The organism is Cellulophaga sp. RHA19, assembly GCF_002813425.1.
In the GTDB taxonomy this organism is placed as follows: domain Bacteria; phylum Bacteroidota; class Bacteroidia; order Flavobacteriales; family Flavobacteriaceae; genus Cellulophaga.
This window is the reverse complement of the sequence record NZ_PHUL01000001.1, coordinates 831,763-848,274: the sequence shown is the minus strand read 5'-3', so window position 1 is coordinate 848,274 and position 16,512 is coordinate 831,763. Positions and strand designations below refer to the sequence as shown.

The following is a 16,512-nucleotide window of genomic DNA, read 5'->3' as shown; positions in this document are numbered from 1 at the left end:
AACTTTATTACACTTAAATATGAAAATAGCTATAATAGCTGTAGTGCAGCTATTTGCCTTAACGGTATTTGCACAATCAAATACGTATACTTCTAAAATATTAGATACAGACAACCAACCAATACCTTTTGCTACGGTAAAAGAAATAGGCAAAGAAAATTACACAACTACAACCATAGATGGTGACTTTACATTGCAAACTAGCTCTACTAGTTTTGTAATACAAGTGTCGTCTATAGGGTTTACAAGCAAAAAAATTACTATTACTAACGGTAATTTTCCGGCGAGTATTACACTAATGCCATCAGACGAACAGTTAAAAGAAATTGTAGTAACTGCTTTGGGTATAGAAAGAGAAAAACAATCGCTTGTTTCTGCTGTAACAAGAGTATCATCAGATAAATTAACAGAGGTTACTTTAACTAATGTGGTAAACAGTTTAGCAGGGCAAGTTGCAGGAGTTCAAATTACAAATGGTTCTTCTGGTGTGGGTTCTTCATCTAGAATTGTCATCCGTGGGGAAAATTCTTTAAGCGGAAGCAATCAACCGTTATTTGTTGTAGACGGTGTGCCAATTAGCAACGAACAAATTACGAGTGACCTGGTAAACAACGGTGCTTTGCAAGAAGTAGATTTTGGAAACGGTGGTTCTGAAATTTCTCCAGATGATATTGCATCAATATCTATATTAAAAGGTGCTGGTTCTGCTGCACTTTATGGGGCAAGAGCTGCAAACGGAGTTGTAGTTATTACTACAAAACGCGGTAAAAACAAAAAAGGTTTTGGTGTTACAACAAGTAATTCGCTTACGGTAGAAACCTTACTTACCTTACCAGATTACCAAAATGTATACGGTGGTGGTTCTAACGGTCAATATTCTTTTCAGAACGGTAAAGGAGCTGGTGTTAATGATGGTGGCTTAAGTAGCTACGGACCAAGATTAGATCAAGGGTTGTTGGTAAATCAGTTTAACAGTCCTTCTGTAGATATTAACGGCAATCCTGTGCGTGCTGGTGATGTTATTGCACGTACAAATGCAGATGGTAGTTTTACGCCTATAACTGCAACTCCTTGGGTGTCTAACCCAAATAATGTGCGTAATTTTTTTGAAACAGGTATTACCAAACAAAACAATATAGCCATTAACTCTTCAGGCGAAAACGGAAGTAGTAGATTATCTTATAGTAACTTAAGAAATGAAGGTATTGTGCCAAATACCGATTTAGATCGTGATGGTATTTCGCTTAGTCTACATCAGAAATTAACAGAGCAATTAAATGTAAACGCCTTTGTAAATTATATAAATACACGTAGTGGTAACAGGCCAAACCTTGGTTATGGTTATGAGAATCCTTTGTATGGTTTTAACTGGACAGGTAGGCAGGCAGATGTTTCTGCTTTAAAAAATTACTGGCAAGCAGGTCAGGAGGGAGTGCAGCATTATGATATTAATTACTTATGGCTTACAAATCCATATTTAACGGTTAACGAAAACACCAACAGCTTTAATAAAAATAGAGTTTTAGGTAATGTTTCTGCTGTTTATGATATTACAAATAAACTAAATGTTGCAGTGCGTGCTGGTTTAGATACGTATGCAGACAAACGCGAGTTTAGAAGAGCGGTTAGTACAAATGCTAATCCGCAGGGTTCTTTTAGAGAAGATGATATTAGTTTTAGAGAATTAAATACAGATATTTTGGTGTCTTATAAAGATGCTATAAACGATGATTTAAAGTATACAGTCTCTTTAGGTGCAAATAGGTTTGATCAAGAAATTAAATACAGCTATGCTGAAGCCTCACAACTAGCATTGCCTGGTATTTATACCTTAGCAAATTCTAGAACTCCGCTTAAAGGAGATAGTAGATTGTTTGAAAAACGAATTAATAGTGTTTATGGTACAGGTAATTTATCTTATAAAGATGCTTTGTATTTAGACCTTACCTACCGTAACGACTGGAGCAGTACATTACCATCTAATAACAATTCGTTTGGGTATTATTCTGCCGGACTAAGTTTTGTAGCTAGTAGCCTTTTAAAATTACCAGAGCCAATCTCTTACTTAAATTTTAGGTTTAGTGCGGCTAGTGTTGGTAATGATACCAACCCGTACCAAAACACTCAAAATTTCTTATTTAACCAGAACTATGGTTCTAATTTTAGAGTAACTAATGAGACGGTTTTAAAAAATGCAAATCTAAAGCCAGAACGTCTTAATGCGTATGAAGCTGGCTTAGAAACCTGGTTTTTTAATGGTAGGTTGCAATTAGATGCTGCAGCGTACCAAAATACAAGTGTAGATCAAATTATATCTAGGCCAATATCAGAATCTAGTGGTTTTGGTAGTTTTAACGTAAACGGTGGTAAAGTACAAACTACAGGTTTAGAGCTTTTACTTAGTGGTACAGTAATTAAAAATGCCGATTTTCAATGGCAGAGTTCGGTAAACTTTTCAACGTTTAAAAGTAAGGTTAAGGAGTTGCCAAGTGGTGTAGACCAGTTTGTAACTGGTACGGCAAATATCTTTTCTGGTGGTGGCGGATCTAACTCCGTTTTTTACATTGCAAAAAAAGATGGTCGTGTTGGTGATATGTACGGTACTGGTTTTGTTGAGGTAGATGGGCAAATTGTGCACGACTCTAACGGGTTTCCTGTTCAAGATCCCAACTTACGTTTACTAGGAAATTATAATCCAGATTTTACAATGGGTTTTAATAACAAATTTTCATACAGAGGATTAGATTTTACCTTTTTGTTCGATTGGCGTAAAGGCGGAACCATTGTTTCTAGAACAAAGGCCTTAGGTAGTACATCTGGAGTTTTAAAAGAAACATTAGAGGGTAGAGAATCTGGTATTATTGGTGCCGGCGTTGTAAATACAGGTACAGCAGATAATCCGCAATACTCACCAAATACTACAGTAGTAGCAGCCCAAGCTTACAACAATGCATTTTTTGATCGTGGTAACGAGGCAAGTGCGCTTTACAGTGCTTCTTATGTAAAATTAAGACAAGTAAGTGTATACTATAATTTTCCTGCAAAAATTGTAGATGCCATAGGTTTTAATAAAATAAAAATAGGTTTGGTAGGTAGTAATTTATTATTGTTTACAGAGAACCCACATTTTGATCCAGAGCTAAATGCATTACAAGAACAGAGCATTACATACGGAGTAGAAGATTTTTCATACCCGTCTACCAGAAGCTTTGGAGTGAGTTTAAAAACCGAATTTTAAGAAGTAAAAAAGATGAAAAAATATATAAAGCTATTTGTAGCAACAGCAGTAGCAAGCATTGTTTTTACTGCTTGTACTAACGATTTTGAAGAAAAAAACACCAACCCTAATGCGCCAGAAAGTGTAGATCCACAGTTTTTGTTAACCAATGTGGTTTCTGTATCATCAGACCTTAGCGCGTATCAACAAGGGTTTAGGCAAGCTAATTATTTAGCGCAATTTGCAGCAAGTATAGAGTTTGAGCGTATAGACCGTTATGAAATGGGATCTAATAGTGAGTACTGGAGTGCTATTTTTAGATTATTATCAGATATTAAATCGATGAAAGCCTCACCAGCGGCAAACGATGCTTACGTGGCTGTTGGTGATATTATGCAGAGTTACCTTTTTTCTCAGTTAACAGACCTTTGGAATGATGTGCCTTACACAGAAGCAGTAGCAGCTTTAGAAGGTACTTTTTCTCCTAAGTATGATACACAAGAAAGTATTTATACAGATCCAGAAACAGGAATATTAGCAGTACTTAAAAAAGCTGTTAATACGCTAGAAAATACAAATAACGTTATTCAGGGTGATATTATGTTTCAAGGAGATTTAGACAAGTGGGTGCGTTTTGCAAACTCGCTTCAAGTACGTTACTTATTACGTATTAGTAAAAGAACAACAGACTTTACAGATTTACAAACTTTGGCAGATTCTGGTAAATTAATGCAGTCTAATGCAGACAACGCTGTAGTACCTTATTTGGCCTCTGCTCCTAACCAGTTTCCTATGTTTAACGCAGCTTTAGGGTTGTACCAAGAGCATACAATGACAAATACTGTAGAAACTGTATTAACTGCATGGGATGATCCTCGTGTTGCAGTGCTTTATAAGCCTACAGAGGCAAGTAAAAATTCTGCTACGCCAGAATACAAAGGATTGCAAAACGGACAATCTAGTAGTACCATAAATGCAAATGGTATAGACTTAAATAACATATCTTTATTTGGGTCTATTTTTAGAGATGTTGCAGATGGTATAGATGCGCAATATATGCAGTATTCAGAAGTGCAATTTGCACTTGCTGAAGCAGCAGCAAGGGGTTATATTACAGGAGATGCAAATATGTATTACCAAAATGCAGTAACAGCTAGTTTTGAGTATTATAATACTGTGCTGCCTACAGACTATTTTACAAGAACAGAAATAGTATTAGATGGTACTGCAAATGATTTAGAAAAAATACTAACTCAAAAATGGTTAAGCTTAATTAATGTTGGTCACGAGGCTTGGTTTAATGTACGTAGAACAGGAATTCCAAATTTAGAGGTTGGTCCAGACAACTTTAATAATGATAAATATCCCGTTCGGTATTTGTATCCAGAATCTGAACAAGCAACAAATAGTGAAAATTATAAAGTAGCTGTGGAGCGTATTGGAGGAGATAATATAAACAGTAAAGGCTGGTGGGAAAAATAAAATAAAAAATATGAAACAAAAAATTAAACTAATTGGTATTTTACTAATGTTTCTAATGTTTTTGGCTTGTAAAGAGCAAGCTAAAGATGTTGTAGCTGAAGTAAAGCAAGAGCCCAAAAAAGAAGCTACAGACAAAGCAAAGCCAAAGGGAATTATAAACGGAGTAAAACAAGTTTGGATAGACGCAGATTTAGCTGTTGGAAAAAAGAATATAGGAAAACCTGGCTATTCTGATGTAGATGATGGTTATGCGGTTTTACAATTATTACAAGCAGATAATGTAAAAATTAATGGTCTAAGTACTGTTTTTGGTAACAATAGCGTAGAAAATGCTTTTGCTATTGGCAACTATATAAGTAAGGAGTTTGCAGCACAAAAAATTAAGGTTTATAAAGGTGCAAGTACAGCAATAAATTTAGACAGTGTGGTAACTAATGATGCAGTAGAGGCAATGGCTGCAGCATTAAAAAAGCAGCCATTAACTATTTTGGCAATTGGCCCTGCTACTAATGTTGGTTTGTTGTTATTAAAATACCCAGAGTTACAATCTCAAATTGTTGAGGTTGTTTTAGTTGCTGGTCGCAGAACGCCTTTAGATTATTTTAAAATAGGAAACAAAGGTGTTTTAGCTAAAGATTTAAATTTTGATTTAGATAATACTGCTTTTCGTATATTATTAGAGCGCAATGTGCCACTTGTTTTTTGTCCGTATGAAATCTCTAGTAAGGTTTGGGTGAAGCAAGAAGATTTAGAGGCTCTAAAAAATACGACTCCAGGTATGAAATGGTTAGCAACAGCATCTCAACCTTGGATAGAGCAGTGGAAAAATCAAGGAGCCGACGGTTTTAATCCGTTTGATGTTATGGCGAGTCATTATATTATTGCTCCACAAGACATAATATCAGAGCCTTTACAAGCGCGTTTAGAGATTAATTTAGACGATACCGTAAAAGATAACAATAATGAGGTTTACAAATCTTACTTATTGTGTACCAAAGAAGGTGGCGCATCCGTAACATATTGTTATGATGTAGTACCTGGATATCATCAAAAATTAATGGCAACATTTAAAAACTAGCAAAGTGATTAAATTAAACAACAACATAGAGGATTTAACTAAGTATTTACAAAGTAAAGATTGGTTAAAAGAAAACGAGTCCATTGTTGCTGTAGAAAAGCCTGGCGAAGGAAATATGAACTTTACGCTGCGTATACTAACAGAAACAAGATCTTTTATAGTAAAACAAAGTCGTGACTATGTAGAAAAGTACCCGCAAGTAGCTGCGCCAGCAGAACGAGTATTGCGTGAGGCAGAGTTTTATGAGGTTATAGAAAGTGTACCTAGTTTAAAAGCTATGATGCCTACTCTAATTGGTTTAGACAAGGATAATAGCGTTATGGTTATGGAGGATCTTGGTAATGGGTCTGATTTTACATACCTGTACCAATTAGGAAAAGAGTTTTTAGAGGAAGATTTATTTGCAGTCATAGACTTTGCAGCTTGTTTGCATACAAGTATTACTACAGAAACCCAGACGCATATAATTACCAACACTAAAATGCGCAAGTTAAATCACGAGCATATATTTAATTACCCATACGCAGTTAATAATGGTATTAATCTAGATGATATACTACCCGGTTTACAAAAAGAGGCAAACCGCTTAAAGGCAGATAATGTATTAAAGGCAGAGATAAAAAAACTAGGAGATTTGTATTTGGAGGATGGTGATATTTTATTGCATGGCGATTATTTTCCGGGTAGTTGGTTGGCAACTGTTGGTGGCTTAAAAATTATAGATCCTGAGTTTTGTTTTTTTGGTAAGGCTGAGTTTGAAATTGGTGTTATGTTAGCGCATTTAAAAATGGCAAATCAATCATCAATAATTATTGAAAAAGCTGTAAAAAGATATAAGTCTTTGGCAGATTTAGATGATGTACTTTGTTATAAATTTATGGCAATAGAAATACTGCGTAGAATTATAGGTTTAGCACAATTACCACTAGAAATAAGATTAGAAAAAAGAATAAAATTACTTAATGAATCACGTGAAATTCTTGTGAGCTAAGTACTTTTTAATTTTTTTAAATAAATAGAAGAACCAACTATGTAGTTGGTTCTTCTATTTTATAAAGCCGTCAAACAATATAAAATGTCTATAAGCGTTGGCTTTTTTTGGTTGATTGCACTAAATTGATATTCTAAATAGTCTTACAAGGTAGTCTACAAACTAATCGGTTTAAAAAAAGAAGTGCTTTGTAATGGCATTTTATAGTAAATTTGATAAAAAACAGGTAAAATGGACGCTAAAATTACTACATCAAAATCTATTGGTCTTGTGCTTTCTGGTGGTGGTGTTCGTGGTATGGCACATATTGGCTTAATTAAAGCAATGAACGAGTTTGGTATAACCGCAAACAGAGTTTCTGGTAGTAGCGTAGGTGCACTTGTAGGAGCTTTGTACGCTAATGGAAACTCTATTGATGATATGCTTCGTTTTTTTAAAGAAACACCTCTTTTTCATTATCATTTTTTAACCATTGCAAAAGCCGGACTTTTAGATACGGAAAAGTATATAGATGTGTTTGGCAAATACTTTCCAGAGAATGCTTTTTCGGCCTTAAAAAAAGAATTACATATTGTAGCTACAAATCTTCAGGATGGTGATGAAGAATTTTTCTGTCAGGGAGAGTTAATTAGACCAATGTTAGCTTCTGCAGCATTACCTCCTGTTTTTTCTCCTATAGAAATTAACGGTAATTTATATGCAGATGGTGGTATAATGAATAATTTTCCTTTGGAGCCATTATTGAATACTTGCGATTATATTATTGGCAGTAATGTGTCTATTGTGGGGAGGTTAGACCAAAAAGACCTTAAAAACTCACTACAACTTACTGGTAGGGTTACAGGTTTAATGATATACGCATCAGCAAAGAAAAAATTAAGCGCCTGTAATTTATTATTAGAGTCTCGTGAAATAGAACGTATTGGGCTATTAGACCGTAAAGGCATAGAAAAAGCCTTTGTTATTGGTTATGATGCCGCTTGTAGGTCTTTTGAAAAAGAACTAAAACAACCACTTTAAAACAAAAAAAGCTGCTCTTTACAGAACAGCTTTGTCTATTTTAATTAACTAGCTTTTAAACATCGTCAAAATCTACTTTTAAAGTCGGTGTTGTTGCGTGTGCTTGGCACGTTAAAATAAGTCCGTCTTCAATTTCACCATCAGTTAAAATCTGGTTTTTAACCATTTCAGCTTTACCTTCTGTAACGCGAGCAATACAACTACTGCATACGCCGCCTTGACAAGAGTATGGTGCATCTATATTTTCTTTTAAAACAGCATCTAATACAATGGTGCTTTTATCCATTTCAAAAGTAAAATCTTCATCATCTACAGTAACAGTAACAGTAACAGATGTTTGTCCGCCCTCTTTTACAGGCATTTCATCTTTAATTTCTGTAGTTGTAAAAAGCTCAAAATGTATTTTGTCTTCGCTAACTTCGTTTTCTTTTAAAGTATCAGAAACTGTATTAATCATAGCTTCTGGTCCACACAAGTAAATATCATCAAAAGCAATATCTTTATGCTTGTTTTTGGTAATATAGTTTACTGTAGACCTGTCTATTCTGCCAAAAATTGAGTTTTCATCTTGCTCTTGGCTGTATATAAAGTGAACAAAAAATCGGTTATTATATTCTAGTTGAAGCTTTGCTAAATCTGTATGAAACATTGTTTCTTCAAAAGATTTGTTACCGTATGCTAAAACAAATTTATTATTTGGATTGCTGTCTAAAACAGACCTAGCAATACTAATAATAGGTGTAATACCACTACCAGCGGCAAAAGCGGCAACATTTTTAACGGCATCTGTAGGTTTAAAAACAAACCTGCCTTCTGGAGCCATAACATCTAAAACGTCACCTTCTTTAAGTTTAGAATGTGCATAGTCAGAGAAGCCACCATTATCTACCTTTTTAACACCAATGGTAATACAATCTTTTTTAGGAGAAGAACTAATAGAATACGCTCTACGTAATTCTTTACCTTTAATTTCTTTTTTTATAGTAATGTATTGGCCAGATATAAACTTAAAAGTCTGAATTAAGTCTTTAGGAATAGCAAATGTTATTGCTACAGAACTAGGAGTTAAAGCCTTTATATGTTGTACCGTTAACGGATGAAAATGATTCATAAAAAAAATGTTTTCTACAAAAATACACATTGCCCTTTTGATAAAAAACCTAGTTCACTAAAATTTAATACATAGAAATCTTATGCATAAGAAAATTATGTATATATTCGTGAAAGCAATTTTACTGCTAAAAGTTGCTATATAAATAGGTGATGTTTGTTTTAAGAGCAAAATAAGAGAACAAAAAAATGGGAAATTCTAAATTATACAAGGGTAGTTTAAATACTATTATTTTAAAGTTGCTTGAAGAAAAAGGCAAGATGTATGGATATGAAATTACACAAAAAGTAAAAGAGTTAACCAAAGGAGAACTTAAAATTACGGAAGGTGCATTATACCCAGCCTTACATAAATTAGAAGCGGAAGGACTTTTAGATGTTGAGGTTGCAAAAGTTGATAATCGTTTGCGTAAATATTACAAGCTAACTGAAGCAGGTGAAAAAGAAACCGTTAACAGATTGGCAGAGTTAGAGGAGTTTATACGTAGTATGCAAAATTTAGTAAACCCTAAATGGAGTATAGAATAGAGGTATGAAATTAAACAAAGAAAATATACAATTTATAGACACCTATCTTAAAAATTCTGATATTATGTTTACAGATGTCAGAACAGAAATGGTAGACCATGTTGCTACTGCGGTATTAGAAAAAATGGAAGAAGAAACCCTTACGTTTTATGACGCTTTTAAGGCGTATATGGTTGTGTATAAAAAAGATTTATTAAAGTACAATATGCAGTTTAAAAAAACTACAGATAAAATAGTACTTAAATCGCTTTTTAAAAAGTTTATAGCACCACTAAATATAGGTGTTATGGTGGTCAGCTTTTTCCTTTTAATACAGTTTTTTCCTTTAGGGAACAAGAAGTTTGTAAAACTTATACCATTTGGTTTTTTAATAATTGCTTTACTAGTATATTACATTGTAGTGTTAAAAAAGCGTAAGCAACGTTTCTCTGGAATTGAAAGAGCTGGACTTATGCTTACTTTAATTTTTCAACTATATAACGCTTTTCAACACCCTTTTTTTAATGAAAAATCTGTAATTACAAACGACTACTGTTTTACGTTAGTTTTTGCTCTATTACTGGGGCTATCTACTGCGTTTATTGCGATGATTCTAGAGCTTCATAAAAAATATACCAATCATTATACTGTTGTTTAATATGAAACTAACTAAAGAACAAATAGAAGAATTATACGCATTTACCCGCAAACATTATGTAGTGCATTATGATTTGCAGACCGAGCTAGTAGATCATTTAAGTAATGGTATAGAAGAACAATGGCAACAAAATCCAAATCTATCTTTTGATGATGCTTTAGGGGTTGAGTTTAAAAAATTTGGTGTTTTTGGTTTTATGGATGTTGTAGATAGTAAAAAAGTGCAAATGAATAAAAAGTATATTGGGCTAATTCTTCATTTTTGCAAGGAGTATTTTAAGTTTCCCAAAATACTATTGATTATAGGATGCATTTTTACATTCAATTTTTCTCTCAATTTTTTTTCTAATAGTTCTAAGCTAGATATAATTAATGGAGTTTTGTTATTTGCAGCGGCATTGTTGTTGATTTCTTCATTTACAAATAAGAAAAAGTTGAAAGAGGGTAAAAGATGGTTGTTAAAAGATATTATTTATCAGTTTGGAAACAGTATAGCATTTTTTTACTTACCAATTTATATGTACAATTGGTATACACCTTCTAATGGTGTTCTCAAAAATATATATCTTCAATATACACTTTCCACTTATACGGTAACATATCTATTTATATGTTTTGTAATGATATATATTATCCCTAAAAAAGTAAATAAATTATTAAGAGAAACTTACCCTGAATACTCATTAGTGTGAATATGAAACTAACTAAAGAACAAATAGAAGAATTATACGCATTTACCCGCAAGCATTATGTAATGCATTATGATTTGCAGACCGAGCTAGTAGATCATTTAAGTAATGGTATAGAAGAACAATGGCAACAAAATCCAAATCTATCTTTTGATGATGCTTTGCAAGTTGAATTTAAAAAGTTTGGTGTTTTTGGTTTTATGGATGTTGTAGAAAAACGCCAAAAAGCTATGAACAAACGTTACAGAAAAATACTTTTTAGGTTTGTTAAAGAGTGGTTTCAGTTGCCAAAGCTGTTAACCACTATTGCAATTTTTATGGGCTTTTTTCTGGTGCTTCATTTAAAGCAAGCATCGTACATATTAATGGGTTCAATACTAATTTTAGTAGCTGTAGATTTTTACCATCAATTTAAAAGAAGAAAAAAAGAGAAAACAAAAAAGCAGAAAAAAGAAAAGGTATTTATGCTAGAAGCTATGATTGGCGATACCAGAAATGGTTTTTCTGTGTTAACATTTACTAATGTTTTTAATATTCTAAACGCTATGCGCTTTAATTTTAGTGAGCTTCATAGTTACTGGTTGGCACTTATTGCCATTGCTGCTACTTTGTTATGTTTAACTTTTTACATTACAGCTTATGTAATGCCTAGCAAAGCTCAAGAATTGTTAGAAGAAACGTATCCGGAATACAATTTAATTTAAAATAGTGTAACAAATTAGTATTTGTTGCCACTAACAAAATATAATTAATCAACCTTAAATTATGTTAAAACACTTTTTAAGCCTTCAATGGAAGTCCTTTTTTAGGTCAGCCTCTTTTAAAACCAACTTGGCACTTAAAATATTTATGGGCTTTTTTGCACTGTATTTTATAGTTGCTTTTCTATTTATGGGCGTTGGCTCTTATTATCTTATTGAAAAAGCAGAAATAGGAGACCCTTTAGAGATAGTAAATAAATATATGATATACCTTTTTGTGTTAGATTTACTAATTAGGTATATGATACAGAAAATGCCTGTAACTAATATTAAGCCTTTACTTTATTTACCATTAAAAAAAGGACAAGTTGTAAATTATTCTTTAGGTAAAACTGTGGCTTCCTTTTTTAATTGGGGTTACGCATTTTTCTTTTTACCATTTTCTATTGTATTGCTAATAGAGGGTTATAATCCGCTTGGCGTTGTAGCTTGGCACTTTGGTATTTTTGCGCTTATTTATTGTAGTAACTTTATTAATGTTTTAGTTAATAATAAAGACAGTGTTTTTTACCCTGTAATTGCAATTTTTGTTGCCTTAGGTGCTTGTCAGTACTTTGGTATTTTTGATATTACTAATTACACAGCAACATTTTTTAATGGCTTATATAATACACCTTGGATGGTTGCTTTGCCTTGGGTAGCCTTGGTAGGTTTGTACTTTGCAGCATTTAGCTATTTTAAAAAGAACATGTATTTAGATGCAGGTTTAAAGGGCAAACAAACCGTTGCTAAAACAGAAGATTTATCTTTCTTGGATAGGTTTGGAAATACAGGAACATTTTTAAAGAATGATATTAAACTTATAAAAAGAAATAAGAGACCTAAAACAGCTGGTTTAATGAGTTTTCTATTTTTGTTTTATGGTTTATTATTTGGCTCTGGAGTAGTAGAGGTTTATGACGGACCTGTTTGGCAAATATTTGGTGGAATATTTGTTTCAGGCGGATTTTTATTCACATTTGGACAGTTTGTGCCAAGTTGGGATAGTGCTTATTACCAGTTAATGATGAGTCAGAATATTAAATACAGAGACTACATAACCTCAAAATGGTATTTAGTAGTAATTGCAACGCTAGTTAGTACTGTTTTGGCTTCATTTTATTTGTTTTTTGGCATAAACGCATACTTAGCGGTATTAGTAGGTGCTATTTATAATATAGGTGTAAACTCGCACTTAGTATTGTTAGGAGGTGCTTTTATAAAAATGCCAATAGACTTAACGTCTAATAAAAAAGCATTTGGAGACAAGCAGGCTTTTAATATGAAAACAATGTTATTATCGCTTCCTAAATTAATATTGCCAATGGTCATTTTTGCTGCAGGATATTACTTAGTAAATGCAACAACAGGTTACATACTTGTTGCAGCAGCAGGTATTTTAGGAATGGCATTTAGAAATCTAGTTTTTGATAAGATTGAAAAAATCTACAAAAAAGAGAAGTATAAAACTATACACGCATACAAACAAAAAGCATAAAAAGTAACTCTGTAAAAGGAGTATAACCATAAAAAATAAAAACCATGATAAAAGCACAGAACCTTACAAAAACATACGGCACAGCTACGGTTTTAAATATAGAAAATTTAGAAATTCCAAAAGGCCAATGTTTTGGTTTAGTAGGTAATAATGGAGCAGGTAAAACAACATTCTTTAGCTTGCTGCTAGACCTTATTCAGCCTTCTACGGGTAATATTATTAATAATGATGTGCAGGTAGATGCTAGTGAAGCCTGGAAACCTTTTACGTCTGCATTTATAGATGAATCTTTTTTAATTGGTTACTTAACACCAGAAGAATACTTCTATTTTATAGGTGAGTTAAGAGGGCAAAACAAAGCAGATGTAGATGCGCTAGTACATAGTTTTGAAGATTTTTTTCACGGAGAAATATTAAATCAGAAAAAGTATTTAAGAGATTTATCTAAGGGGAATCAGAAAAAAGCTGGTATTGTAGCTTCTTTTATTGGTAGTCCTGAGGTTGTTATTTTAGATGAGCCTTTTGCAAATTTAGATCCTACTACGCAAATAAGACTAAAAGGTATAATTAAGAATTTAGCAGCAAACCAAAATACAACAGTATTGGTTTCTAGTCATGATCTAAGTCACGTTACAGAGGTTTGTGAGCGTATTGTGGTGCTAGATAAAGGTGAGTTGATAAAAGATATAAAAACATCTGCAGCTACATTAAAAGAACTAGAAATTTTCTTCTCTGGAGCAGAAGCACCAGACGCAGCAGTTGCTGTTTTTGAAGACGAAGAATAAATAGTTTCAGTTATTACAAAGCTGTTATTTTATGAAATAGAGACCTGTCAATTTGCGTATAAATTGATGGGTCTTTTTCTTTCAGCAGCTCATCAAACTAGATAATAAAAAATAAATAGTAAATTTATGCACCTTAAACATAATAATAGTGCGGTTTTTCTGTTTTGTTTAGGTAAGAATAGATACAATTTTGAAGCTTCAAACTAAAATTATAGGAACAGTAGCGCTAGCAGCATTAGTTTTTAATGCCTGTTCTACTAAAAAGAACGCCTTTGTAAACAGAGAGTGGCATGCATTAAATACTAAATTTAATGTACTCTACAATGGTAATATTGCTTTTGAAAAAGGCAGAGAAGAGTTAAATGCCAACTACAAAGATAATTACTGGGATTTATTGCCAATAGAGCGTTTGGAGGTTACAGATGATGTAAAACTAGACTCAGAAAATAACAATCCAAACTTTGTTATTGCTGAAGAAAAAGCAACTAAAGCCATACAAAAACATAGTATGGTAATTAAAGACAGGGAGCGTAATCCGCAAACGGACGAGGCTTTTTTACTTTTAGGTAAAGCCCGTTATTTTGATCAGCGTTTTATTCCGGCACAAGAAGCATTTAACTATGTGCTTAAAAATTACATACAAAGTGACAAGTTTAACGAGGCACGTATTTGGAGAGAAAAAACCAATGTACGTTTAGAAAATGAAGAACTTGCCATTAAAAACTTAAAAAAACTTTTTAAGTACGACGATTTATCAGACCAAGAATATGCAGATGCAAGAGCTGTTATGGCACAGGCATATATTAATTTAAATGCTCCAGACACTGCAATTCAGCAATTAAAAAGAGCGTCTGTTTACACAAAAAAACAAGAAGAAAAAGGACGGTATTATTTTATTATTGGGCAATTGTATAATCAGCTTAATAAAAAAGATAGTGCCAATTATGCTTTTAATAAAATTATAGATTTAAACAGAAAATCTCCTCGTGTGTACTTTATTAATGCGCATTTGCAAAAAATAATGAACACAACTGTTACTGCAGACAACAAAGAAGAAATGTTTGAGTATTTAACAGATTTAGAAGAGAACAGAGAAAACAGACCGTTTTTAGATAAAATATACAGGCAAAAAGCACAGTTCTTTTTAAATCAAGCACAAGATAGTATGGCTTTGGTTTATTTTGATAAGTCTTTGCGCGCTACCACAAACGATAACAGATTAAATGCGCTTAATTACGAGAATTTAGGGGAGTTTTATTTTGATGAAAACAACTATAAAACCGCAGGCGCTTATTTTGATAGCACGCTTACTAATTTAGTAGAGACAAGTAAAAAACACAGGCTAATAAAAAAGAAGTTAGACAATTTAGAGGATGTTGTAAAATATGAGGATATAGTGCAATATACAGACAGTGTGGTTACAATTTATAGTTTGCCAAAAGACAAACAGGTTGCTTATTTTGAAAAATATATTGCTGATAAAAAAGCTAAAGAAGAAGTGGCTGCAAAAAAAGAAAAAGAACGTCAAAATGCAGGAATTGCGGCTTTTGCAAATACGAAGGCAGGGAAACAAAACAAAGGAAAGTTTTACTTTTATAACGTTACAAGTTTAGGCTACGGTAAAACCGATTTTAAAACAGCTTGGGGTTCTCGTAAGTTAGAAGATAACTGGCGTTGGTCTAATAAAAACATTGTAATACAGACTGAAGATACAGATGTAGCTAATGCCAATACAGATGTGTTAGCAGAAGAAGGGCAAGAGTACAAGGTAAGTTATTATATGGATAAGCTACCTGCAGATGTTACTGTAATTGATAGCTTAAAAAAAGAAAGAAATTTTGCTAATTACCAATTAGGGCTAATATATAAAGAGAAATTTAAAGAGAATTTGTTGGCTGCTGGCAAGTTAGAGACGGTTTTAAAGTCTAACCCAGAAGAGCGTTTAATATTACCATCAAAATATAATTTGTATAAGATTTATGAAGAGTCTGGTAGTAATTTAGCTTCAGCAATGAAGCAAGATATTATAACCAACCACAAAGGATCTAGGTATGCAGAAGTGTTGTTAAATCCGCAAGCTATTTTAGAAGGTAGCACAGATACACCAGATGCAAGGTATACAAAGTTGTATAAAATGTTTCAAAATCAGCAATATTTGCAGGTTATAACAGGTGCAGAAGAAAATATTAATAGGTATACAGGAGATGAAATTGCACCTAAGTTTGAGATGCTAAAAGCAATGGCTACGGGAAGAATTGAAGGCTTTGAAGCTTTTAAGGAAGGCTTAAACTATGTGGCATTAAATTATCCAAACAATCCAGAGGGTAAAAGAGCTCAGGAAATGATTAAGTTTCAGATTCCGAAATTAGAAAATTCAGATTTTGTAAATCAATCTGGAAATGTAAAGGGGACTTGGAAAGTTGTTTTTCCTTTTAGTAGAAGTAATGATGCCGCTGCAAACGACCTATTAGAGTTAGTGAAAAAGTCTATTGAAGATTTAAAATATAAAAATAAAGCGTCTAAAGATATTTACAATTTAGAGCAGCAATTTGTTGTGGTGCATGGGTTTGCATCAGAAGAATTTGCGTTAGGGTATGCAGAATTATTAAAAAACAATAAAGATTACAAGGTTGGTCATCAGAATTTTGTAATTTTATCCAACAACTATAAAGTTGTACAAGTGCATAAAAAATTAAACGAGTATAAAAACACACTATTAACTCCAAAACCGTAAAAAA

The 16,512-nt window shown here is 32.9% G+C and carries 13 protein-coding genes; 12 read left to right on the top strand and 1 reads right to left on the bottom strand.

Annotation, left to right across the window (positions count from 1 at the left end; translation table 11 throughout):
- Positions 1 to 19 precede the first annotated feature (19 nt).
- From AX016_RS03775 to AX016_RS03755, 5 genes are all read left to right on the top strand, one after another.
- A complete protein-coding gene (locus tag AX016_RS03775; protein ID WP_100894341.1) occupies positions 20 to 3,238 on the top strand; it encodes a SusC/RagA family TonB-linked outer membrane protein in 3,219 nt (1,072 codons plus the stop codon).
- A 12-nt stretch (positions 3,239 to 3,250) separates the two neighbouring features.
- Positions 3,251 to 4,699: a SusD/RagB family nutrient-binding outer membrane lipoprotein gene (locus tag AX016_RS03770; RefSeq protein WP_100894340.1), complete on the top strand. Its 1,449-nt coding sequence runs from the start codon at positions 3,251 to 3,253 to the stop codon at positions 4,697 to 4,699.
- A 10-nt stretch (positions 4,700 to 4,709) separates the two neighbouring features.
- Positions 4,710 to 5,777 (top strand): nucleoside hydrolase, encoded by a 1,068-nt coding sequence (locus AX016_RS03765; protein WP_100894339.1) that lies wholly within the window; start codon positions 4,710 to 4,712, stop codon positions 5,775 to 5,777.
- 4 nt (positions 5,778 to 5,781) lie between these two features.
- Positions 5,782 to 6,768, top strand: coding sequence for a phosphotransferase (locus AX016_RS03760; protein ID WP_100894338.1), 987 nt, complete (start codon positions 5,782 to 5,784; stop codon positions 6,766 to 6,768).
- 231 nt (positions 6,769 to 6,999) lie between these two features.
- Positions 7,000 to 7,788 (top strand): patatin-like phospholipase family protein, encoded by a 789-nt coding sequence (locus tag AX016_RS03755; RefSeq protein WP_100894337.1) that lies wholly within the window; start codon positions 7,000 to 7,002, stop codon positions 7,786 to 7,788.
- A gap of 55 nt (positions 7,789 to 7,843) precedes the next feature.
- Here AX016_RS03755 and AX016_RS03750 read toward each other — a convergent pair whose 3' ends face one another.
- The gene (locus AX016_RS03750) at positions 7,844 to 8,899 is read right to left on the bottom strand and encodes a ferredoxin--NADP reductase (RefSeq protein WP_100894336.1); all 1,056 of its coding nucleotides are present in this window, start codon (positions 8,897 to 8,899) and stop codon (positions 7,844 to 7,846) included.
- Between the two features lie 188 nt (positions 8,900 to 9,087).
- On the opposite strand from AX016_RS03750, the gene AX016_RS03745 reads away from it, so the two are divergent.
- The 7 genes from AX016_RS03745 (at position 9,088) to porW (ending at position 16,508) form a co-directional block, all read left to right on the top strand.
- The gene (locus AX016_RS03745) at positions 9,088 to 9,426 is read left to right on the top strand and encodes a PadR family transcriptional regulator (protein ID WP_038505492.1); all 339 of its coding nucleotides are present in this window, start codon (positions 9,088 to 9,090) and stop codon (positions 9,424 to 9,426) included.
- A 4-nt stretch (positions 9,427 to 9,430) separates the two neighbouring features.
- Positions 9,431 to 10,063, top strand: coding sequence for a hypothetical protein (locus AX016_RS03740; protein ID WP_100894335.1), 633 nt, complete (start codon positions 9,431 to 9,433; stop codon positions 10,061 to 10,063).
- 1 nt (position 10,064) lies between these two features.
- Entirely contained in the window at positions 10,065 to 10,754 is a 690-nt protein-coding gene (locus tag AX016_RS03735; RefSeq protein WP_100894334.1) for a hypothetical protein, read from the top strand.
- Positions 10,755 to 10,756: 2 nt separating this feature from the next.
- The gene (locus AX016_RS03730) at positions 10,757 to 11,455 is read left to right on the top strand and encodes a hypothetical protein (RefSeq protein ID WP_100894333.1); all 699 of its coding nucleotides are present in this window, start codon (positions 10,757 to 10,759) and stop codon (positions 11,453 to 11,455) included.
- Positions 11,456 to 11,516: 61 nt separating this feature from the next.
- A complete protein-coding gene (locus AX016_RS03725) occupies positions 11,517 to 12,989 on the top strand; it encodes a DUF5687 family protein (RefSeq protein WP_100894332.1) in 1,473 nt (490 codons plus the stop codon).
- A 44-nt stretch (positions 12,990 to 13,033) separates the two neighbouring features.
- A complete protein-coding gene (locus tag AX016_RS03720) occupies positions 13,034 to 13,774 on the top strand; it encodes an ABC transporter ATP-binding protein (protein WP_100894331.1) in 741 nt (246 codons plus the stop codon).
- Positions 13,775 to 13,964: 190 nt separating this feature from the next.
- Positions 13,965 to 16,508: a type IX secretion system periplasmic lipoprotein PorW/SprE gene (gene porW / locus AX016_RS03715; RefSeq protein ID WP_100894330.1), complete on the top strand. Its 2,544-nt coding sequence runs from the start codon at positions 13,965 to 13,967 to the stop codon at positions 16,506 to 16,508.
- Positions 16,509 to 16,512 lie beyond the last annotated feature (4 nt).